We start from the raw sequence: 22,951 nt of genomic DNA on the forward strand, positions 1-22,951 counted from the left end.
TTTTGCCAAACTTGAGAGAAATCAAAAGCAGCAGCAATGATATTTTTCCATTTGGTGATGGTTGCCGTATCAGCACCAAAAAAGCGCATAACAGCTTCAAAGGCTTGCCCAAAAGCCCGAGATACCCCCCGTGCAAAGCCCTTCATAAAAGAAGAAAAACGATCCCAATATTTCCACAAAGCAAAACCAGCAGCCATGATCACCGCCACAACAGCAGCAACCACAGCCCCTATTGGGGTAAAAACACCCCCCACAACAGAGGAAATACCCGCCCCAACCACTTCGATCACTGTCCCAACAGAGCCAAAAGAGGCAGCAAATGCACTTCCTGAGACAGCAATCCCCCGTAAAGCCCCGACCAACAAGGTCATGGGGCGTAAGAGTCGGAGTGAACTTGCCCCAAGACCCGCGGTTAGCAAGCCCAGTGAGCGCCCTGCGGCTGCTAAGCCACGCCAGCTTGTTTTAAGCTTACCGCTCACACCAACAAGTTTGATCAAAGAGCCTATCAACTGTAGCAAGCCCAAGACGTGTGCCAGCGAGGGTAAAGCGCAACACGCGCAGAGCAATATTAAAAGCCATCAGAGCGGCAATGGTTTTGATAATGGCACTTGTTAAAGTGGGATGGGCATTCGCCCACGCCATAAGCCCATTGGTAAAATTGCCAACACTTTCCATCAAACTGTTGAGAGGGGGCAGAAGCACTTCACCAATGGTGATGCCCAGAGCCACAATACGGTTTTGCAACAGTTCAAATTGTCGCATGGCACCGGTTGCTTGTTTGTCCGCCTCTTGTTCTACCGAGCCTTTAAAGACTTGTGGATCTTTCACATAATCTAAAGCTTGCCCTAACAATTCGGGATTGCCAACCAATTTGGCAAAATCACCGGTAAAATCGCGCCCAGCAATGGCAATCAGCGAGCGCATCCCCTGTTCGGATTTACCCAACACATTAAAAAAACGCACCAAAGTGCCGGTAGCATCTTTGTCCAGATCTTGCATAAATTTTTCGCGGGAAAGCCCGATATTGGCAAAAGCATCTTCAATATGTTTGCCCCCTGCCTGTATGCGTGCACTCATGGCATTAAAACCACGCGCTGCACTCTCTGGAACAATCCCAGCAGAAATCATCGCCGTACCAAATGCTGCTGTTTCACGAGCAGTGAGCTTAAACATGGTTGCCGCACCGGTGGCACGATTGGTAAAATCAGACACTTCACTTGCCTTAGCAGCCATGTGGTTAGAGAGATGATTGATGGCATCCCCTAAATCTTCAATGCCTGCCTGATTAAGCTTAAAGACATTGCGCAATTTGGCAAAGCGCTCCCCAATCTGATCTCCCGTCATATCAAAAGCAACAGCTGCTTTAGCGGCATAAATGCTAAAAGCTTCGAGATCTTGTTCGCCAATCCCTGCTTGGCTGGCACTAGTCATCAGTTCTAAAACTTCACGCGCCGCTAGCGGAATCTTGGTGGAGGTTTCAAGCGCAAAACGGCGCAATTCCTTTAAGCGATCAAGGGGGGCATCCAGAACCTTTTCTAGTCCCTTCATCGATTGATCAAATTGCATGGCTTTATAGAGCGGTGCAATTAAGGTTGCTGTTTGCGCAATGGCACCCACCATACGCCCGCGTGCATGATTGAAAGCATTTTCTGCATTCTTTGTCGCATCCTCAAGATGCTCAGGGTCAAACCAATTTTTAAAATGCTGCCTTGTCTTGTTTTGGAAATGCGCAATATCTGAACTAAAGGCTGCAAGATCACGCTTGGCAGAAGCTATTCCCTCTTGCAGATGATTGACAAAACGCACAACAAGGGAAACATCCATGATCGTCTCTTATCCTAACTGATGACTTTCATATTCTTGGGCTTTAAAGCGTGCGAGTTCTTCTCGATAGGCAATCACATCCAGCCAATCCATCTGGTTAATTTCTGAAGGCGCCCAGTGATAATAAAGGGCTAGCTCTGCTCCAAATTGTCCGGCAGAGAGGATTGGCGTTGCGGAAAAAAAACAAAAAAAGCCTTGAAAACAGCAATAATGTCAACAACATCAAGACGATTAATCAATTCAACCGTTTCATGAGACATATCGGCTAAAAGCACGGCTATTCCTTCCATAGCCTCATGGGTAAATAAAGCCTCACAAAGCTTAAGAACAAGAATATCATTGCCCAATGTTGTTTTATCCTCTTCTACAGCGGGTAGAACGAGCTCTACCAACTGCGGTCCAATCAACACCGCTAATTGGCGTGCTTGCTTGAAGTTTGGGCGATAAAAGGTCAGTTTTTTGCAGAGAGATTCTTTGCCTCCTTTATCCTGATAAGGAAGCGGAACCTGCAACTCTACATCAATGCTGGTTTGTAAACTTGTCATGATCAATTCCTATAAATTGAGAATAGAGCGGCGGCGAGAACCGATCTCTTGCCCATTGCGGACAAGCCAGCCGCCCCGTTTAAAAGAAAAGCGGTGCAAAACAGAACCATCCCAAAATTCCGTATAGTCCCAAATATTTTTGATTTCGCAATCATAGCCTGTAGCTTTTCCAGCCGTTAAGCCTTCGCTATCCACTTTGACCAAACGCCCTGTAACATCAATGGAATGCTCATGCTCGCGTCCATCTTCTTCAGAGATCACATGTTTTTTTCCGGTAAATTTATGACGAAGACCAGGAGAACCACCAAAGATGCCGATAATTTCGGGGGTGTGACTGCGGATTTTCATTTGTAAACCAAGGGCTTTGACACCAAGACCGCTCACATCAATTTGCATATCAGAGCCCCCTGGTTGATAGGTTTCGGTGATTTCTTCCAACGTGGGCAGTTTAAGAGTCTCTAAATCTAAGTGAAGATTCACATCATCATCAACAATCAGCGTAAAACCGCGTACAATGCGTAAAGTCATGCTTTAACTCCTTGCTGCTTTGCGATAAGTTTCAAGCGTATCGCCAAATTGATAAGTCATTTTCTTTTGGATATCTTGCGCCAGCCGATCAAAATAAGCGCTATTGCGCCGACTGCCGAAACTTAAATCTTCTAAAGGTGGTACTTCTTCCGCATCAAATTCCACCCGCAATTTTCCCAATTGCAAAGTACTGTTGGAATTTAAATCGCGGTCAAACCAAACACGTCCACCCAGCAGCGCTCCACGCGCAATCAGATCATCAAGAAACTGCGTGAGGCTGCGGGTAATGGCAATAACATGTTGACCAGTAAGGTTTTCATCATTCGCCCAAGGGCGGAAACTGTTAATGATTGTTTTTTCCAATGCTGCGCGGGTGCGTACCACATTGACAAAGCGCCAAAGTGGATCACTAGAGGTGGTATGATTTCCCCATAAAATGCGTCCATTGGCAGCTATTTGCCCATGGTTATTTTGGCTAAGGCGTGCCGGTATAAAGGTAGCAATATCGGCTTGATTGAGACGATTTGCTTCATGATCAATTTCGCCATCAAAATAGCTAATCGGGCGTGCCGTGCCTAAAATACCTTTGACATCTTGGTTTGAAGGTGACCAAAAAACACCACCTCTTTGCTTGTCCCGTTTGATAAACATGGCTGCTGCAAAAGGACTTGCGGGTTTAACACTAACACCACCCTCACGATTTGCCACCCGTACAAAGGGATCAATCAAATAACAAAAGCGTGAGGAAAAATCTGCACGAGTGGCAAGGCTTTCTTCCGCATTTTTACCACCCGTATCAAAAACGGCAATGGCTTGCAACTTTTCTGCCACTTGTTCTAAAGCATCTGCCACGGGGTTTTTGCCATTATCAATCCGCCCTGCACTATAAGCCGGTGCTAAGAGAATTCCAGGTTCCACACCTAAATGCCCTCTAGCGTGTTTTAGCGCATGCACACCGGTCAGTCGAGCGTTTGATCCCACCATCTCAGTTTGTGTCTCAGCAATGGTTGATTTTTCTTCCACACGCACAAGAATAATTTGTGCCTCAATCCCCTGCGCGCGCACAGCATTAATAACATCAAGAGCCGTTCCTCTTGCCCCAAGCTTTTGGATTTTATCTGTCTCATGGCTAAAAATAAGGACAGGCTCGTCGAGGGGAAAAACTTGGTTGTCAGCATCAGGGGCTGTAACAACCGCCCCAATGGCGGTCTGATCAAATGTTGCTAAAGGACGGGAATCCTCACCAGCCTCTACAATGCGAATCCCATGATTAAATTCTGTTGCCATATTGCTCTCCAAATCAATGAAGAGACTATAACAACAAGCGCACTCTCTCATAAGCCTGACACTGTCAGTCAAAAAAAGCCCTTTAAAAGGCTTTTAAAGAGCGATAAAAGGACTTAAAAACATATAAGCCTGCTTATACAACAGCTATCCATTTGACTTCTGTCGTATCTTGGTTACTTGTGCATCCATTTATTCTTTCCATAACCTTATAAGGACAGCGCCATCCGCTCCAGCACCGCTGTAATACCCATCCCCGTTAGAGCCAGCACCACCACCACCAAAACCACGCCCTGCTTTTCCTGAACTATAGGAACCTTGTCCTATCCCTCCAGAGCCACCCCTTGATGTATCAACCCCAGCATCACCGCCATTACCGCTTGTCTTGCTCGTAATTCCATTCGTTCCAGCACAACCATTTCCACCTTTGGCAATTCCTAGATGTTCGTCTGTTGCTAAACCAAAGTTTCCTCCCACGCCTCCAGCACCACCAGAGCCTGAATAGTAGGTAGTCGTACCACCACCAAATCCCGTGTGAGATTGATAGGCAAAAGCACCCCCACCACCATATCCTCCTGTCGCGGTCATAAAATTCTTTCCANTTTTTTACATTGATTAACCCTATTGACCTTAAATTATTGTCAAATACACAGAGTTATTCTTTATTTTGAGCTTTTCTTAATTCTGTAATGGGGACACCACCAATACCCCAATTGTCTGTCTCCACTTCATCAATCACGACAACAGTCGTTTTCGGATTTTTATTCAGAATATTAACTAATAATTGAGTTGCCCCTTCTATCAGTTGCCGTTTCTGTTCAGAGGTAACCCCTTCATTAGTAATTTTAATATTTATGTAAGGCATAAGATCTCCATAATTTACAAATATTGAATAAAAAAGCTCAAATAAATGAACGCAAAAAGATTAAATATTAATACATAATAACTATGCATTTTAAAGCTCGTATCCACCGGTGAAATATGCAGGCTACTGGAAGCAAAAATAGCATTTATTGATACAGGAGAAAGGAGTTGAGCTGCAATAAAGAAGCAAATCCAAACCAAATAATCCGTAACCCCATAAGCCATCGATGACCCTAGTAAAGGAAATGCCAAACTAAATAGCACCATAGGGTGAATTCCTACTACACTGAAAATTGGCAACACAAAGAGAATACAGGCATAGCGCTGCCAAACAGAAAGTGATGCCAATGAGTGACTAAACGTCATCGGCAACAAAGGAATAAGCAAATCACAAGTAGATATTAGCAGACTACAACCTAGCAACAACATAATTTCACTGGATATACTGCGTATCACTGCCACTAAAGGAGTCAAAAAATCAATACTGCGTGAACTCCCACGCTCAATGACGTATAGAATGCTCGCCGTCAATGCAATGCTTTCTAGTGCATTCAACCTGATAACTGTCAACGCAACGATAAATGTTAGCCAGAAAAATATCAAAAAAATCCAAATTCTTACTCTCTCTCCTTCTTTATTTGCCCTCCTCTCATCGCAAATAATCGGGTTAGCTAGCGGTACAACAGGAGAAAGGCACAACAACAACAGACTAAATAGAAAAAGTGGTATCCCCAAAGCAGCGGATGTGAATATTGGTGTTCTAGGCATAGCAGCGAAAACTGTTGCTGCACCGATGCTGGTCGGCATCAGTACCATCGTGATGCTCATCATTCGCATCACAATAGCGGCCAAATGGCGAGAGGGAAAAACACTTTTCTTCAAGGCATCAATCATTAGGGGGATAACCCCCAAACTCATCGGCCAAGCTAGAAACGCAGTCAGTATCGCAATGGAAAGGGTAAGTGAACCCTTTCCATAGCGCATCAACCGTTCAGAGAGAAATTCTGAAATACGCCATATATTCATCATATGGCGCAACAATCCCATGGCGAGTAATAGCCAAAAGACATCAGTAAAACGCACAAGTACAGTACGAACATCAGGCAAGTGCCAACGCCATATCAGCACTAAAGTACAAGCCAACAGGATGAACATACCACTGCGTGCATTACCCTTCAACCACCAGTATGGTATCGTCAAAAGCAAATAACCGAAAACAGTCACTCCAGCCAATGGAATAAGAAACCAAGTTCTTATTGAGATAGACATAAGAAAAATGAATAGCATCAGCATCGCCATTGTAGCGGATACGGAGGACATGCGTATCAGGAAGCTTTTTACATCATCAATGTACATTAATTGTTGAATCTTTGACTGAGTAGCGATTAAGAAGCTGCTCGTACATGTCAGTGACACAGCGCCCTGCATCCCGTAGTGCACGAGAATTAACTAAAGGCCTAGGCAAAATATATGTATAAAAATTGGGCTCCTCTACTGGATTACCGACCACCCATAATGCATTTTGTATTTGCCCTTTAGTGTCTATAGGATGCTGCCGACGGTCAATATCAATACCACCAGGATGATATCCTTGGTTGATAAATGGTCGAATGATGCCCTGACCAGGCAAATTCTGGATAAAAGGGGACTCATCACGCAACGGAGAAAAACGATCAATCTTGGCCTTGATCAGCACATCTCCATCAACTGAACTGTTTTCATCTTGAAAAACAGACTGAATTTCGAAACGGTTGGTACTAGCATTGAGAACAAGTTTAGGTGAAGGTCCGCCAGCCAAAGTCACGATACCAGCCTCCATCAGAGCCTTCAACTCTTGGTTTCGCTGCATCGGTGGGCCGACAGAAATACGGTTAAAGTTTGGATTAAAATATTCAATAAAATACTTGTGAGATGAAGACGTTAACCCGCAAAAATCAATTGCTGAACGTAAGATATCACGGACATCTCGTAGCACATCTGTAGCAGCTTTCACTGGGCCATCAACATTACCTGCAGCGGAAGAATGAAGATCGTCCTTCAAATGCTCCATGAAGAATCTTGTATAATCCTTCAAAGAGGCAAATATTTTATTTCGATGAGGATACAGCAACGCTTGAATACACTGCTCGTCTTTGGAAGTAACAACATAAGTTTCAGGGTCTAGCCAGTGCCCCAGCTGCGTACTTCGATAGACATAACACATTTCTTTAAGCAACAGAGGTAAAAGCTGCGTTTCGAAATCCAGCTTCGGAGAACCGTTAGCAATGCTGGATTGCTTACGTAGATGATGTATTGCATCGAGAATAAGGAATGATGGTATGTATTGCCCACTACCACCCTTTTGATTAATCCCGCGACTACTAAAAGGCAATGTTTGACGGGAGAATAGAGCTGTCGCAGGTTCTTTGCCGCTTGGCATGTAGCGCAATTGTCCAGCATTTTCAGTAAAAGTCCCACCGCGACCGTAAGTCAATTGCGACAAGACATCATAGCTAATTAATCCAATTCCCTGCACCAGCACACGAGACTGAGATTGTATAGAATCCAACTTTTCAATTGGATAAGGATTCGAATAATAGTTCAAAAGCGCATTTTTCATTTGATGACCAGCCACAAACTGTTGCAGATTTTCATCATGCGATGAATATGTATTCTTACCGTGACCCGTGGTAATATAAACAAAATCTACACTGTAACGATAGCCATCTTCCAAAAGAACATCCGTTTTATTATCTTGGTGGATATGGAGATTGATGACTTTTTGTCGGATCTCCTTAATACGAATACCGGAAGGTAAATCTTGCGTGAGCTCTTGGTAAGACCAAGACAGGTATTCCCCTAACAAACGACGTGATAAATAATCATTTTCTTTGATTTCTCTCCCAACATCATGCTCTGTACGAGAACAAACACCGTTAATATTACGATAACCTTGTTGACTAGCCCATTGATAAAAATTCGGCCCCTTACGAATAGGCCCTACCCCCTTAACTGTATCATCACCAAATAAAGTAATCTGGCAAGCGACAGTGTTAACCAATAAATGATCTGGCTAATGCACACTATGGGAACCAGTTCCCATCTCATTGGGATTAATCAATAATGTTTCCAGAAAATGGATAATGGGAATAAAGTGTGAGCAAGCGTTCGAGAATACTGATCCCACGAGGACCAACGCCCAAAATAGCGACTGTAGAGTGAAGCATTCTGTAATCTCTCCTATTAGAATAATTTGACTTTCACAAAATGTTTCAAAAAGAATGGAATAAATTCTCTCGACTTTTTAGTGAATATTGCGGATTTATGAAACATCAACGACCTTTTTACAAAGACAATATTGACAGATTCCAGCAGCGGCAAAAAGCGCTACAGCACCACAGATAACGGAAAGCGCAATGGCATATGAACCAGACTGTAAAAAACTCGTCAAGAGAGGTCCTAATATTTGGCCAAAACCGTAAGTTAAGGTAGCCAAGCCTAGCAGATTTATACCATACGGCGCATATAAACGCTTAGCTAACGGCATAACTAAAGAAGTCGTCCCCATAAAAGTAAATCCAAACCCTATACAACTGAGAACGATCAGTACAAGAGACTGACTGAATAATGTCAGTAATACGCATCCTCCTTGGATAAGCAAATTGAGCATCAGACAACGTAATACCCCCCACCGATGGGCTCCCCATAACCAAATGAAACAACTAGGAACAATGGCTATCCGACAAACGACCATAAGTGGTTAGCAAGTAGTGGGAAATTAAATGTTTTCGCCATCAGAGGAAGATATGTCGCGACAATAATATAACCAAACCCAGCAAGCCCATAAATCAGAGCGAGTTCCCACCAAACGATATTTTCGTGTGCCAATGACTCATTAATAGCAAATTGAGACGCATCAACACGACATGGAAATAAAATAAACAACAAGAGCAACAATACAACAGATATAAAACCAGCTCCAAACCAAATATTTTTCGCGTTCAGCGATTTACTCAAACCAATAATAACATACTCATTACCCAGTAGAATACCAACTCCCACACCTGCATAAAGCGAAGCAATAACCCACAACTTGTGACTATACTGCATAACCGTCATAGAACCAAAAATCATCATTGCCGCACTCGCGATACCGGCAGCAAAGCGGATAAAGAAAACCAAGTAAAAGTTTGTTGTTAACGCCATGGCAAAAATAAGTGCACTCGTCACTATAGCTGCACCAAATAGCATGTAAGGAGCACGGGATATATTCCCAACTCTGCAAAACGAAAAAAACATACTCCCAACTAAATAACCGCCATAATTAGCGCTAGCTATATAAGAAAGTTGCTTAAAGGTAAACAATCCTTCATCCAACATAACTGGAAATACCGGCGTATAGAAAAATCGCCCAATTCCCATCCCCAAAATCATAATAATCATACCGAATACAGCGATTTTGAAATAACTCAAATCTTGACGATTATTTTTTCCCCCCATTACTCTTAATCCCTTAACTGATAGCTCCCTCATCCGCGTTCTATCTCATCGAGAGTAACACTTATCTCAGAGAATAAAAGCCAATCTAGCCATTTGTTTGAACAACCAGAGCAACATATTGAGCGATTATTGTCAACATTACTGGATCAGTTATATGCATTTCATCGTTTTACACTCTGCTCCATGTATGATCTTCTCCCTACAAAGCTTCTTTTTCAGAAAAATAATGGCTGAAATTAAGCAGCAATAACAACGAGGAAATCAATAAGCACGCCCCCGTTCAAACAAGACAATATCCCCTAAAGCTCTGCTTCATCAGGTATGACTAAAATACCCTCACAAGGTTGCGTTATATTCACATGGTGAACACCCTCAACCATCAAGCGGCTTAGTATCCAACTTAAAGAGAGATCAAGGACAAGATTTTGCGCACGAGCCCATTCTGCTCTTAAATTCTGCTCCGCTCTTTCCAAAACAAAGGAGCCTTCATCCGATAACAACCAAAAATCAATGGTATTAAAGAGTATAAAGACTACTTTTAATATAGCTTTGTTTTTTATCAGCAGCAGTAAAAAAGTTTGTGTTTTTTACAAAAATTGAATTTATTCATTTTTTATCGTATATTTTATGTTATCTTCTTTAAATTAATTAAAAGATCATAGAATATTAAACTGATAGGATGCATTTTTCTCAAGCAGCATTTTTAGAGAAATGTTGATTTAATCAATGAAGACAAGCAATGAGCAAAGTTATAATTTGAAAATACAGTATATAATGTTTTATGATCAATGATCTAAATTAGAGACATGAATTGGGGGAGTTTGATCTTTCTTACAGCACAGTAGCTCAAAAAAACAGTAGATGAAGTTTAAAATTCACCATTACCCATCATAAGATGAAAGCTTTTATCCCACGTTTGATTTTTTAAAACTATTTTCTTGTCCTATCTGTAATATCTAAAGAATATCTTCAAGCACTCATAAGCACTCTTTTAGGGTATCATTTCCATAATCAACGTAACGGTTATCGAGCTTCCATTCAAGATACTGTTTTGCAAAAGGAAATCGTCATTTCAGGATACGGAGGGATTTATGTATTTAGTCACAATGTATCATGCACCCTTCCTCTTATATCAGAAATTTAATTCTTAATCGTAATGACGTGATTAAAAAGCACCTTGCGAGACAATCTTTTTAATAAATTTTTAATAAATAAAGTAAAGATGAATTCTGAAAAAAACTTTTTTAGACGTAAAGTGATACGGAGAAACAGTCAGAAAGAAAGGGGGGGATTACAAATGTTGATGACTATAAAAAAAGATATCAAAAAATTACCAAAAACCGATTTATGGATCATTTGTGCTATTTCAGCTGATCAGCAAAGAGAATGGATCAGTAAATGGTGTATAAAAAATAAACAAGCCTCTATAAGTTCTAATTATGTCAATGATCTTGCCGTCCTAGGATCATTTTACAGATCTAGACAAAATGATTGCTATGAAAGCAACAGCCCCACAAGCAACTCCCCTCAAAAGATGACAATCTCATTTATGAGATTTATGTTGCTCCTCATAATCACTTTAAAATTGCATCATTTGCTCTCATTAATACGCTTTGAAGTCCCATATGGACTAAGGGACCTTTTAAATTTTGGGATGGTTATGGAAACCTTCTTTCCACTGATCGCCGTGTGGGGATATGGAGCAGCCAACTTTTCACAGAAGAGCGTTCTCTAAAGAAAAATCCTCACTGTAAGGTTTGTGGAACAACACAATGAACAGAGCATGCACCCTTGCTCTCACCTATGGCTCCTATAATGCTGTCCGCATGCTCATTGGTGTTTACCATGCTATTTTTTTAATGTCCATGGGAGTTAGTCTGGCGCAATTAGCTCTGCTTCAGGTTGTCTTTTCCACCACCATCCTGCTGCTTGATTTTCCCTGCGCTGTTTTATCTGACAGATATCGGCGTAAATATTCCGTTATGGCTGGGGTCTTTATGACAGGAGTATTTTATCTTCTATGCCTTCAAGCTCCCAATATGACAGCACTTATTATTGCGCAAATTCTCTATGCAGCAGGCATTTGCATCATTGTCAGCGCCATTGACGGATGGATTTACCATTCTCTAGGCGATAAACAGGATCACTTTTCGCATTATGCACATCTCTACCACCAGGTTAACTCTTTCGGAAGTATTCTCAGTGGAATTATAGGAATTGGAACGATCTACTACTCTGGACGATATTTTATGGGATATATCATCTCATGCCTCATGATGGGATTTATTTTTTTGATATTCCTTATTGTTCCTGAAGAAAAGAAAACGACAATTGAAACGTCCAAAACAAAAACAATCTTGCACAATGCCAAGGAAACGCTCTGGATATTTCAAAATACAGTAGGAGGAGCATGGTTTATTTTCCTCATGTGCCTTTTTAGCGCTGGTATTCAGATTATTTATCATTTCTGGCAACCAATAATACTTTTAGGGGGAAAAATTCATCACCTCAACAGTTCACAAATGCTCGTCTTGATGTGCTGCCATATTGGAGCCTTTTCAGCACAATATTTTTCAAATTTACTGATGTCTAAGTATCATGTTCTTGATAAAAAATATAAGAATTCTATAAAATATTTTTCCTTCTTTTCTGCACTGATGTGCATAGCGCTCTATTTTTCAGTTCATAGCCATCAAACTGCTGCATCAGTCATCGCCTTCTCTTTAATCCATGGATTTATTTGCACTGTACCGATCGGTGCAAAAAGCTTATTTTTCTCAGAACTTAATCAAAAACAAACGCAGCATATTTCCGGTGTTGTTGGTGCTGTCTCTTTTAGCGGAAGAATATTTTCAATTACAGTATTGAGTATTATTTCTTTTCTTCCTGCAAAAGTTTCTCCATCTTACTACCTAATATTACCGACCATTACTTTTTTCATATGTGGTTTGGTTGTCATGAGATGGATGAAACACTCTCAAAAGTCTCTATGAGAGGAAAATTTTAAAATTATCACCCACAATGTTTTCTTCTAAAAGAAATCTATAACTTTTTTGAGAGCATTGCCACATCCAACTTTCAATATACAATGCCAATATAAAGCAACACGTTGATTTATAATGATAATATACCAAACGCGAATATTGTAAGATTCTTTCTTTTCAAATCTGCTTTATGGTTGAAACAATCAAAATCATTTGCTTGCACATCATAAGTGGAGAAAGCCGTATAAATAAAAACGATTTAGAAAGGAAAAATGCCTTTTATGAACTCTCATAGTCAAAATCTATAACAACAGGAAGGCAGATATATAAGCAGATATATAATATGCCTCTTTGCATCTTCATAAGTATACAAATAGTGTGGCTTTATACGCCTCACAGAAACTTTTGTGTTTTATACCATTTACGAGGTGGCGTCGCAAAATGGGCTTATACACATTGCAAAGATATCTCTTTAAAACAAGTGCATAAATCAGCAACACAAGTATATTTGTGTTTAGAACATGCTTTTTATATGAGAGGTATAATCCCAACGGGATAAACAGAATTCCGATACACAGTCAACTGCTTTTATAACAATAGATGGCGGAGAGGAAGAGATTCGAACTCTCGAGAGCCTTTTGAGCCCTACTCCCTTAGCAGGGGAGCGCCTTCGACCACTCGGCCACCTCTCCAACAGAGAGGCATAAATGGTATCAACAGAAAGTTCAAGACATTTTCGATTTTTTTCCCAAATATCTGAAATTTTTTTCCTTTATTGATCCCATAAGGAGCAAAAGTTAATAAAACAAAAATTGTGTCTTTTTTACCACAGCATCTCGAATAGTACATGTATATATTACAAAAAGGTAATTTCATATTTGAAACTCTAAAAAGATTAGTTATAGCTAAGATAACAAGTGCTGCGTATTTTACTTATGTCTTTGTCCTTAATGCGTTAGGCAAATGGTACTCTTTAGAAGAAATTTAACCGGACCTCGGAGATCCCATATGAATATTAAATCCCTCTTTTTAAGCTCTACAGCAGCTTTTTTAGCAATTTCTGGAGCACATGCTGCTTCAACAGTTATCGCCGAACCCGAACCTGTAGAATATATTCGCGTTTGTGATGCCTATGGAAAAGGATATTTTTATATCCCTGGAACAGAAACCTGCATGCGTTTATCAGGAAATGTTCGTACTGATTTTATAGGCGGTGATAATATCGATGCAACAACCGAAACTGAACTAAGAGACAAAAGAAAAACCTATGGCGCAGCATCACGGCTCACCCTTGTTTTTCAAGCAGCTTCTGAAACAGAAATGGGAACACTTCGTTCATATGCAAGAATTTATTCAAACTGGGGTGATGGTAGAGACAACGCTGCTGCAAAGCTTGCCGCGGCTTACATTGAACTGGGTGGTTTTCGCGTAGGTCTTGATGACACAATTTTCAACAGCTGGACTGGTGATTATGGAAATGTTCTCAATGATGACAGCATAGCGCCTGCCGGCACAACACGCACCAATTTTATTTCCTACACCTTTAGTGGTGATTCCGGCTTTTCTGCTATTATCGGCGCTGAATTAGGCAATAATGCAGATTCTCTTACAGGAATAACAGGATACTACATTGATAAAGATGATAAGCTTGTTTCTATCACTGAGGGCACTCTTCCAAGTAAAGCAATTAAAAATTACACCCCGAATGTGGTTTTGGGTATAAAGTTCATGCAAAAATGGGGTGGTTTTTCAGCAGTTGCAGCATATGATGCTTACTACAAAAAGTGGGCTGGAAAAGTACGTGCAGATTTCAATGTTAACGATCGTTTCAATCTATGGGTAATGGCTGGCTATAAAAATGGACTTGATTACTACACAGTAAATACAAAAAATGAATTATCACGAAAAAGCACAACAATTTATGCAAACTGGGGTGGTAAATGGGCTGCTTGGGCGGGTGCCACTTACAAGCTTACTCCAAAAGCAAATTTGAATGCTCAAGTTTCTTATAGTGCTGTAAAAACCTTTGCAACTTCTGTAAATATTACATACACGCTGGTTCCAGGATTTGTGATTACACCTGAATTAACCTATGTTTCTTGGAACGATGATCGCGTTGTGACGGATAAAAATAATGATGAAAAACATTTATTCAATAAGAAAAGTGCTTTTCAAGGTATGATCCGTTTACAGCGTTCATTCTAATCCTATTTAAGCTACAGCTTTTAAAAACTGGCAACATGGTTTGCCAGTTTTTATTTTTGAAATCAAATATCATGAATATCTTTTCCTGATACGTATTGTCTTGTCTCTCGGAAAAAACCGACTTAGTTTCATAAAACTACTCTTAAGATTAACCTGATATGCTTGATAAGAGCACCTCACACGGGCTTTTACACATCACTTCAAACACAATCTCTTCCTTGCCCTTTAAAGCATGAATAACCCCCATTGCTTTATGCCTAAATTGATTTTTCTTGGTAATTTATACCTAACCTTTGCAATTTAGGTCATGAACTTCTCTGGTCAATTCTATACTGAACAGATAAAATATTGAAAAAACAAGACATCATTGTGTTTTTGATATGCCTGAATGTGTCTTCTATCAACACTCTAAAACACAATGTTTTATAACACTGCTTCATTAAAAAACTTAATCATCAAGAAACATGTTGTCAAAACGATGCAAACATCCCCTAAAGCAATAAAAGAGAAAAAAGATATATCTTCAAAAAAATGAATTGACCTCTTCCCCTTCTAAAGAATAGCCCCCTATCAGTAGCAATCTGTAAATGCCCCTATTTTCTTGAATCTGCATCACTTTGATTTATAATGATCAATTTATAATTTTGCATGTTTCAATCAACCAAAACCATTCACTTGTACACGACGAGTGGAGAGAGCCGTGTGAATAAAAACGAGTAAAGAAAACCCTTTTATGTATCGTTTTAAGTTCCAAGGGTTGTAGTAACATTGAGATCTAACAAAGTGTACGATAGTGCTAGGTACTTTTATTAAGCATCAAAATGAGGATACACTTCATAGAGGATTTTAGATTATATTTTCTATGAACGTCGCTGTAAAATATATGTTGTGATACACACTAAAAGACATTTCTTTAAAACAAGCATGAAATATACAATACAAGTCCATTTTATTTGAGGCGTTTCATCCTGCGTAAGGCACATGTCATCATATACGCAACATCTTGGCTTTATGCGTTTTTAAAGGAAGAAAAATATAAGACAAAGAAACAATAAAATTTAATCTCTGCAAATCATAGAGCTTTCAGAGTTATGTTTCCATAAAACGCCTTATACCGTATAGAGGATTTTTTACACGATTAATGCCCTTTTTACATAAAGCCAATTGGCAAAAAGCAGCCTTTCCTGATAATAAAAAGGCTTACACGTAATCATAAGCCATATTTTCAATTAAAACGCATTGAATTCACGGAAAATACTTATCAACCAATGCATAAAGAATTGCTGCTGTTTCAACATCTAGAATCCCATCATAATTTTCTTGACGAAAATGAAGTTGAAATGCTCGGATCAAATCTTTGTATCCTGTTTGGGTACACGCAGCAGAAATGTCATATCCATAACATTTTAGCTTCGCCAAAACATCTTCTTTGGGTGGCAAATTCTTAGAGAATTGCTCTTGATAATGACTTTTTAGTTCATCATCATACCATGCTCCTATACCTGCGCTATAAAGTTCTCTCCATGGAAAAGCTGCTCCTGGATCACTTTTTCTTCCAATGGCAATATCACTATGTCCCACCACATCAGTTGGCATAATATCGGGATACCGTTGAAGAATATTCAAGGCAAGTTCCTTAACAGCATCAATTTGTATTGGATTATAAGGAGGAAACATACCCCTCCCATCATGATAAGTCGCTAAATTAACGATTTCAATCCCGATAGATGCATCATTGAGATGACTATGCCCAGCCCATGAACTCACACCCGCATGCCATGCACGCTCATTTTCATCAACCAGATTAAAAATACGCATATCCTTAAAGCCTGCCTCACGATATGTCTGCTCTGAAGGATCAGGAACAAGATAGTGTGCACTAACCTTTTCTCCTGTAAGCGCCATAATCGAGGCTTTAAAATCAATAGCCGTATAATGCATAACGAGAAAATGAACGCGACGACTAAAACTCTTGACAGAACGATAACTGTTGTAATCAATCTGATACATAAAAGCCCTTTCTTTTTTGCTTAAAAAACCACTGCGCATCACAACAGATAGAATACGAACTGTTAAAAAATGCAATAAACTTCCCATCTAGGTACTAAGAATTACGACTAAAATTTGTTCATCAAAAATATTGACACTCTTATCAACAATTAAGACCACATTTTTATTTTTCTCCCACACACGCATAAAATGTTTTTAACCACATTAAATATTTTCCCCAAAAAAATTCCTACAAATTACCAATCAAAAAGAAAACAAAAGCGTAAAAAGATCACTCCTTAAATCTTCACATCTTACAGAAAAAATAGTTCTTCCTGTTATCAAATTGAAAAATATCGCCCCTCGTAAGTGAACACCCAACGATCATGCAATCACACAAAAACTTAAAGGAAAAATTTTATGAGCTCTTTACAGCAATTTATTATCAGATAACAGAACGGCACATGTTCGCAATAAACTCTTCACGGACATATTGTTCAATAAAATTTGCAAAGCTTTCCTGTAAATGACACGACTTCTTGTCTTTTCACACCATCGCTTTTTGATTTACAAAGAATCTCAATTATCTACAACGCTTGCGGCACACGAAGTCTCTGGATTCCTTGTCATCAGCTCCATGAAAGATAACATCTTGATTTATAATCATAATTAATCATTATAAATATTGAATATAGCGAGCCTAATATCGTAAAGTTTTTCTTAATCTTGAATCAATCAAAGTCATTTAATGACACATCAAAAGAAAAATTACCCTATAGACAAAAACCACTGAAGAAAAGGATCAAAATACTTCCTATAATAGAACGTTCAATAATTTAGGCAATATTTTACATCCCCATAGAGGTTCATTTTTTCTTCTCCGTTTTCAAATATCTTTTTAAGACAGCCCAAGCTGCATATTCTTGTAAGACGACACCTAAAAGTGGTCGCGTATAGGGAAAAGTAATATAATCCTCACCATAACCTTTCATCCGTATAGTTATGGTAGCATGTCCAAGGCTTTCTGCTTGATTTTCTAATGTCTCCAAAGAAGGCTCTAGGCTCACTTCAACCTCAAGCAGTGGAATATCTTGTTTACCTTTTTCTATGGGCTGAAAATATTCTAAAAGCCGCGGATCATTGGCAGACCAATGAACCTCAACGTGCATTGCTAATTGTTTACAAGCAGTAGTAACTTCTGCCCCAACCAAATGGGAGTGAAAATGATTTTCAAATTCTTCCACGAAATGTTGTTCCAAGGGCGCTTCTGATTGAGCAACCAGTTGCACCAAAACATAGGGGCTCTTCCATAAAAAATGCCGTTCAAAGGGTTCATTTTCAAGATGATCATCAACCCACTGCGCAATGGTACTTTCATCAATTCCAATCAAAGTCCATGCATACTCCGCACGCGATACAAAAAAATATTTCTTCTCGTTGTGTTCTAAATAATTCTCTAAAAGCGCAAGAGCCTGTGATGGTGGACCAGGCAAAACAACAAGCGTACTTCCATCGCAAGAGAGATAAAACCCTGGTGCTGTGCCTGTAGGATTATCAAGCACAGTTGCTGTCTCAGGAAACAATGCTTGACGTGCATTACTCTTATCCGCCGTAATCCCTAATCGTTGTAATTGACCTTTTATTGTTTGCCAAACATCTTCATGATGTACCAAAGGCTGCTTTACAGCTTGAGCAACTCCATCGCGTGTTTTATCATCTGATGTTGGTCCCAATCCCCCACTGATAATGATAAGATCTTCTTGTCCAAGACAAGAAACAACAGTCTCACTGATTTGCTGTAATTGATCAGCACAAACAAAATGACGTGTGACTTGAATATTTCTCTTGTTCAAGCTTTGGCTTAAATCTTGTAAATTCGTATTCAAGTATTGTCCTGAAAGGAGTTCATCACCAACGGTAATGATCGCCGCACGACAAACAAAGATAGGATTCACAAGAGAATTGCGAACAGCTTCAGCCATTTGACGGGTAGAGGCTATACCTCCAAGATCATAGGTAACGGTTTTTCCAGCACGAATAACCTGATCAACACTCTCAGATAATTGTTTTGCTGCATCTTTAAAGCCTAAATGCTCTAAGAGTAAAGCCGTGGTATAAAGCATCGCAGAAGGATTGGCTTTATTTTGTCCAACAATACGTGGTGCGCTTCCATGAACAGGTTCAAAATAAGCAATCTCGCTCCCCACATTCACATGAGGTGCAAGCCCCAATCCCCCCATTATCCCAGAGCCAAGATCAGAGAGAATATTGCCAAACATGTTTTCAGCAACAATCACACCAAACCGCTCTGGCTTGGTTGCAATCCACAAAGCAACCGCATCAACATTATGAATATCTGCTTCAATTTCCGGATAGTTTTGCGCAATCTTCTCAAAAATTTCCTGAGCAAACTGTCCACTTTCTCGCATAACATTGGGCTTATCAGCAAAAGTAACTCGCCTAAAGCTATATTTCCTTGCATAAGAAAAAGCGTATTCAAATAACCGCTCTAAACCAAAGCGTGTCTGCAAACGGACTGTCCACGCAGCTTCCTCAAGCCCATATTTTGTCAAATTTGGATGTTTTAGCCAAACGGCTGTTTCAGGAGAAATACCCCGAAAATCTAATCCAGCATAAAGGCCTTCACTATTTTCTCTGATAACACAAAAATGAAAAGGACGTTGGGGACCAAAGATGTATCTTACAGGACGTATATTCGCAAACAAACCTAACTTTTGGCGAAGTTGAAGTACGGGAGAAACATAGGCAAGTTTTTTCTCTTTTAAATGCGGAGCAAGTTCTTTTAAAGCCGCTTCTTTTCCTTTACTGGTCACAGCACCAAGTAAAATAGCATCACTCTGAGTAATTTTTTGCCAAGTCGCTTGAGGGATAGGATCTCCTTCCTGTTTCCAACATTCAAAACCAATATCACCATAAGTCAATTCAATCGGCAATTGGAATTGCTCTAAAACCATCAGCGCAGCATCACAAACCTCTGGTCCTATCCCATCACCAGGTAATACAAGAACTTTCTTTTTCATAGTCCCTCCATCCACTCATCAATGACTGCATCCGTCATAGTAGGATTATCCTCCCACAAACGCGTACCAGCACCAGAGATAATCTTATATTCATGGTTCAGATTATGACTTTTTGTCTGATTATCTACCGTTGCAAGTTGCGACTTTTCTCCCACTAAAGCTAAAAACTTCCCCTTATACTTAACTATTTCATCTCTAGCATCTATTTCTAATAAGAGTTTAAACCCTCTTGTCATGCGTTCAATTGCCACGCTTTTTTGTTTATCAGGAATCTCCAATAAGGCTCTTTTTTTCATAATGCCAGAAGGATGCATAAAACCATTGAGTATTTCCAAAGCCTCTGATAAATTATTATTTTCTAAGGAGGCAAGAATATCTCCAAGGCGCCGTTGCAAAACCTTATCTGGATAGCCAGGTGCATTCACAGCAAGCACAGCTTGAACATTGGGAAGCTGTACTGCCAATATTTGTACCAATGTTCCAGCCATAGAAAATCCCATAAGCACTGCGGGCTCTTTAAAATAGCTTTTAAGTTTTTCTTCTATAAAAGATAAAATGTCTACAGCAGAATGATTGAGAACATGAGAACTCTTAGGAAAAAGAGAAAGCGTATCCAGCAGAGTGACAGGGAATCCTTTTGATAAGCATAGCTTTGTCAATGGAGAACAAAAAACACCACCATCCCAAATTGGCATTACAGGAGAAAGAATAATAATAGGAAGGCTCATTGATCAATTCCTCCCCTTATTTTTAAACATGCATTAGAGCCAGAAATTTTCCCACCCAATATAATGAAAATATGTTGAAACTCTAGGCTCATATTCTCCCCCCATAATAATCGATTTGTTAAACTCAAACTAAGCTTGTAACAAATTTTAAACCCACTCAATCCAGCAACTTAATAAAAAAAATTCATCTAATGTACAGGTGCCCCATTTGTGTAAAACATCAAAAGCATTTCCGCATAATGCTTTCTTTTTATCATTTACTCAGCTTATTTCTGAAGTCATAAAATGACGCGCTTTTTGAATATAAATGATAAAACCAATCATACAACACACAGCTAATAAAGCTGCCATAGCCCGTGGGCTATGACCAGAGATTTTTCCGATAACCGCTGCACTGAGTGCCGCACTTCCTAATTGCAAAGAGCCCATAACACCAGAAGCCGCTCCCGCAGCTTTCGGATGCGATGAAATAGCCAACGCTGTTCCTAACGGCAATAAAAAACCATTGCCAAAAGTAAGAACAGCAATAGCCATAAAACTTGTCACAAGGGGCCATGGGCTTAGATACATTTGCAAAGCAAACAGCACACCGCCTATCACAAAAATAATGTACCCTCTGCCCACAGTTTTTTCCATAGACTCGCGTTCAAAAAACCATCGCGCCAAAAGATTTCCCAAAATATAGGGAAACGAGACACCAATATAGCTATAACTAATGTGTATCGGCGATAACCCCAAAGTCGTGAGTAAAAAAGGCGACTCCACAATATAAGCAAAATAGGCAGCGTAAGAAAAACACGGAATAAGTGCATAAAAAATAAATTGTTTATTTCTGAAAACGCCTAAATATGCCTGCATCAATCCTACAGGAGAAAAATGCTGCCGTTTTTGAGGGGGTAGAGTTTCGCTTAGCACAAAACAACATAGCAAAATGGTCAAAAATATAAAAAAGCTTAAAAAGATAAAAGTTGCCTGCCAATGAAAAGCTTGTATCAAAAGTCCACCAATGAAAGGTGCAAGCGCTGGCGACATTCCAATAAAAGGGAAAACAATCAAATAAAGTTTTCCAGCCGCTTTTTTATCCAACAAATCATTGATAATTGCACGACTTAAGACAAGTCCCGCACAAGCACCAAGACCTTGCAAAAAACGTAACACAAGAAAAGCGTGAATATGAACCGTATAAATCACACCAAGTGTCGTAAATAACCACAAGAATAAGCCCAATAGAAGTGTTTTTTTACGCCCAAAATTATCACTCAGCGGCCCATAAATGAGCTGTCCAAGTGCCAATGCCAACAAAAAAACCGCCACTGCACTTTGAATTTGAGATTGTGTCACTTGATAATATTGACGCATATCGCCCAGTGCTGGTAAAAAAATATCGGTAGAAATCAATCCTCCCGTCGATAAACATACGATAAGTATAATGAATGGTAATGTATATTTATGAGTCATAAAGAAAATCACACTTTTTAGGTAGTTATTAAATAGTATTTAATTAAATATAATTATATTTTATGCTTATATATGCAAATAATAATTATTAAAAGTGTTATTATTTTACTTTATAAAAATATTATTTTTCTTATAGAAAGCATTTTATTTTACAAACTTCACGAGCTAAAAAGTTATTCCCTAACTAAGCTCTCCTATACAAATACTTTGCCGTAATCTTCCGCTGCTTTTTTCATTGATATTATAAGCAAAAGCATAATCTCTCTCCACGGCAACAGTCCCACTTTCTATACAATATCCATCAAAGTTGATCGACAAAACGCAAAGCAGAAAAACAATCTCTAACGTCTCTACCCCAAAGTCACTATGGTATAAACACGGCGCATAACACAACAATAGCTTGAAGCCCCTATCAACACAAATAATTGTGTAAAAAATCTTGATCTATCCCCTATACCATAAAATATAATGCTTTCTCTGCAAACCAACTCACAACCAAATATATCTTACTCATTTCATAAAACTCTTCATCTAAGATAAATATCAAAAAATTATCGTGTAACATATTAACAAATATGATGTCATAACAATTCAATAAGCTTTTTATTTAACTTAATCCATGATCTTTTATAACACTATGAATTGAACATTACTGATATTTATTTTTATCTTCAAATGCGCCTTCTAATCTCATTTTATAAATATTCTTCCCATAAAAACAGTAACACTTTTATAAAAATAAGCAGATATACCCCCTACTTTATAAGCTAGAAACCAATAAACGATAGTATCCAGTTTTTTTAAATTATTCTCTCTCATGAGAAATTCGATGATAATATGATAATAGTATACGGATAGCCCGCTTTTTTTCAGACATAAGTGAGGTCTTTTGGATTGTATAGCCACATTTTACTTCTCATAACAAACATTTGTTTAAAGTATTTTCCTATTCCTTTTTAGCTGCTCTATATCCCTTTTGGAACATAATTAGCAAAAAGGCATTGTATCTCCAGCATATTCAA

Annotated in this window: 13 protein-coding genes, 1 tRNA gene and 3 pseudogenes; 2 read left to right on the forward strand and 15 right to left on the reverse strand. The window is 39.2% G+C overall.

Going from position 1 to position 22,951, the window contains the following annotated elements; genetic code table 11:
• The 10 genes and pseudogenes from ACFIMG_RS05065 to ACFIMG_RS05110 form a co-directional block, all read right to left on the reverse strand.
• A pseudogene (locus ACFIMG_RS05065) lies at nt 1–1,824 on the reverse strand (phage tail tape measure protein); the annotation flags it as partial.
• A 131-nt stretch (nt 1,825–1,955) separates the two neighbouring features.
• On the reverse strand, nt 1,956–2,369 hold the full coding sequence (locus tag ACFIMG_RS05070; RefSeq protein WP_375678640.1) for a hypothetical protein: 414 nt from the start codon (nt 2,367–2,369) through the stop codon (nt 1,956–1,958).
• A gap of 9 nt (nt 2,370–2,378) precedes the next feature.
• Complete coding sequence (locus ACFIMG_RS05075; protein WP_375678641.1) at nt 2,379–2,897, reverse strand: phage major tail tube protein; 519 nt, start codon at nt 2,895–2,897, stop codon at nt 2,379–2,381.
• Between the two features lie 3 nt (nt 2,898–2,900).
• The gene (locus tag ACFIMG_RS05080) at nt 2,901–4,184 is read right to left on the reverse strand and encodes a phage tail sheath C-terminal domain-containing protein (RefSeq protein WP_375678642.1); all 1,284 of its coding nucleotides are present in this window, start codon (nt 4,182–4,184) and stop codon (nt 2,901–2,903) included.
• 189 nt (nt 4,185–4,373) lie between these two features.
• Nucleotides 4,374–4,769 carry a hypothetical protein gene (locus ACFIMG_RS05085; RefSeq protein WP_375693573.1) on the reverse strand — a complete coding sequence of 132 codons (396 nt, stop codon included), beginning with the start codon at nt 4,767–4,769 and terminating at the stop codon, nt 4,374–4,376.
• A gap of 67 nt (nt 4,770–4,836) precedes the next feature.
• Nucleotides 4,837–5,046: a 2-hydroxymuconate tautomerase family protein gene (locus ACFIMG_RS05090; protein WP_375607418.1), complete on the reverse strand. Its 210-nt coding sequence runs from the start codon at nt 5,044–5,046 to the stop codon at nt 4,837–4,839.
• A 14-nt stretch (nt 5,047–5,060) separates the two neighbouring features.
• Nucleotides 5,061–6,332: a hypothetical protein gene (locus ACFIMG_RS05095; protein WP_375679967.1), complete on the reverse strand. Its 1,272-nt coding sequence runs from the start codon at nt 6,330–6,332 to the stop codon at nt 5,061–5,063.
• 58 nt (nt 6,333–6,390) lie between these two features.
• Nucleotides 6,391–8,085, reverse strand: a complete 1,695-nt coding sequence (locus tag ACFIMG_RS05100; RefSeq protein WP_375678645.1) for an FAD/NAD(P)-binding protein — start codon at nt 8,083–8,085, stop codon at nt 6,391–6,393.
• 261 nt (nt 8,086–8,346) lie between these two features.
• Nucleotides 8,347–9,557, reverse strand: a pseudogene (locus ACFIMG_RS05105) (YbfB/YjiJ family MFS transporter).
• Between the two features lie 228 nt (nt 9,558–9,785).
• Nucleotides 9,786–10,033: pseudogene (locus ACFIMG_RS05110) on the reverse strand (baseplate assembly protein); the annotation flags it as partial.
• Between the two features lie 1,263 nt (nt 10,034–11,296).
• Between ACFIMG_RS05110 and ACFIMG_RS05115 the strand changes: the two are divergent.
• Nucleotides 11,297–12,517, forward strand: a complete 1,221-nt coding sequence (locus ACFIMG_RS05115; protein ID WP_375678646.1) for an MFS transporter — start codon at nt 11,297–11,299, stop codon at nt 12,515–12,517.
• Nucleotides 12,518–13,109: 592 nt separating this feature from the next.
• Here ACFIMG_RS05115 and ACFIMG_RS05120 read toward each other — a convergent pair.
• Nucleotides 13,110–13,200: transfer RNA gene (locus ACFIMG_RS05120), tRNA-Ser, on the reverse strand.
• 316 nt (nt 13,201–13,516) lie between these two features.
• Between ACFIMG_RS05120 and ACFIMG_RS05125 the strand changes: the two genes are divergently transcribed.
• Complete coding sequence (locus tag ACFIMG_RS05125) at nt 13,517–14,713, forward strand: porin (protein WP_375678647.1); 1,197 nt, start codon at nt 13,517–13,519, stop codon at nt 14,711–14,713.
• A 1,245-nt stretch (nt 14,714–15,958) separates the two neighbouring features.
• On the opposite strand, the gene ACFIMG_RS05130 is transcribed toward ACFIMG_RS05125, so the two are convergent.
• The 4 genes from ACFIMG_RS05130 to ACFIMG_RS05145 all read right to left on the reverse strand — a co-directional run bounded on the left by ACFIMG_RS05130 (nt 15,959) and on the right by ACFIMG_RS05145 (nt 21,929).
• Nucleotides 15,959–16,723 (reverse strand): N-acetylmuramoyl-L-alanine amidase, encoded by a 765-nt coding sequence (locus ACFIMG_RS05130; protein ID WP_375678651.1) that lies wholly within the window; start codon nt 16,721–16,723, stop codon nt 15,959–15,961.
• 845 nt (nt 16,724–17,568) lie between these two features.
• Complete coding sequence (locus ACFIMG_RS05135) at nt 17,569–19,743, reverse strand: isocitrate/isopropylmalate family dehydrogenase (protein WP_375678648.1); 2,175 nt, start codon at nt 19,741–19,743, stop codon at nt 17,569–17,571.
• On the reverse strand, nt 19,740–20,471 hold the full coding sequence (locus tag ACFIMG_RS05140) for an alpha/beta fold hydrolase (RefSeq protein ID WP_375678649.1): 732 nt from the start codon (nt 20,469–20,471) through the stop codon (nt 19,740–19,742). Before ACFIMG_RS05140 ends, ACFIMG_RS05135 begins: the two co-directional genes overlap by 4 nt.
• 261 nt (nt 20,472–20,732) lie before the next feature.
• Complete coding sequence (locus ACFIMG_RS05145; protein WP_375678650.1) at nt 20,733–21,929, reverse strand: multidrug effflux MFS transporter; 1,197 nt, start codon at nt 21,927–21,929, stop codon at nt 20,733–20,735.
• Nucleotides 21,930–22,951 lie beyond the last annotated feature (1,022 nt).

This window comes from Bartonella sp. AP11XZML (assembly GCF_042196445.1).
In the GTDB taxonomy this organism is placed as follows: Bacteria; Pseudomonadota; Alphaproteobacteria; order Rhizobiales; family Rhizobiaceae; genus Bartonella.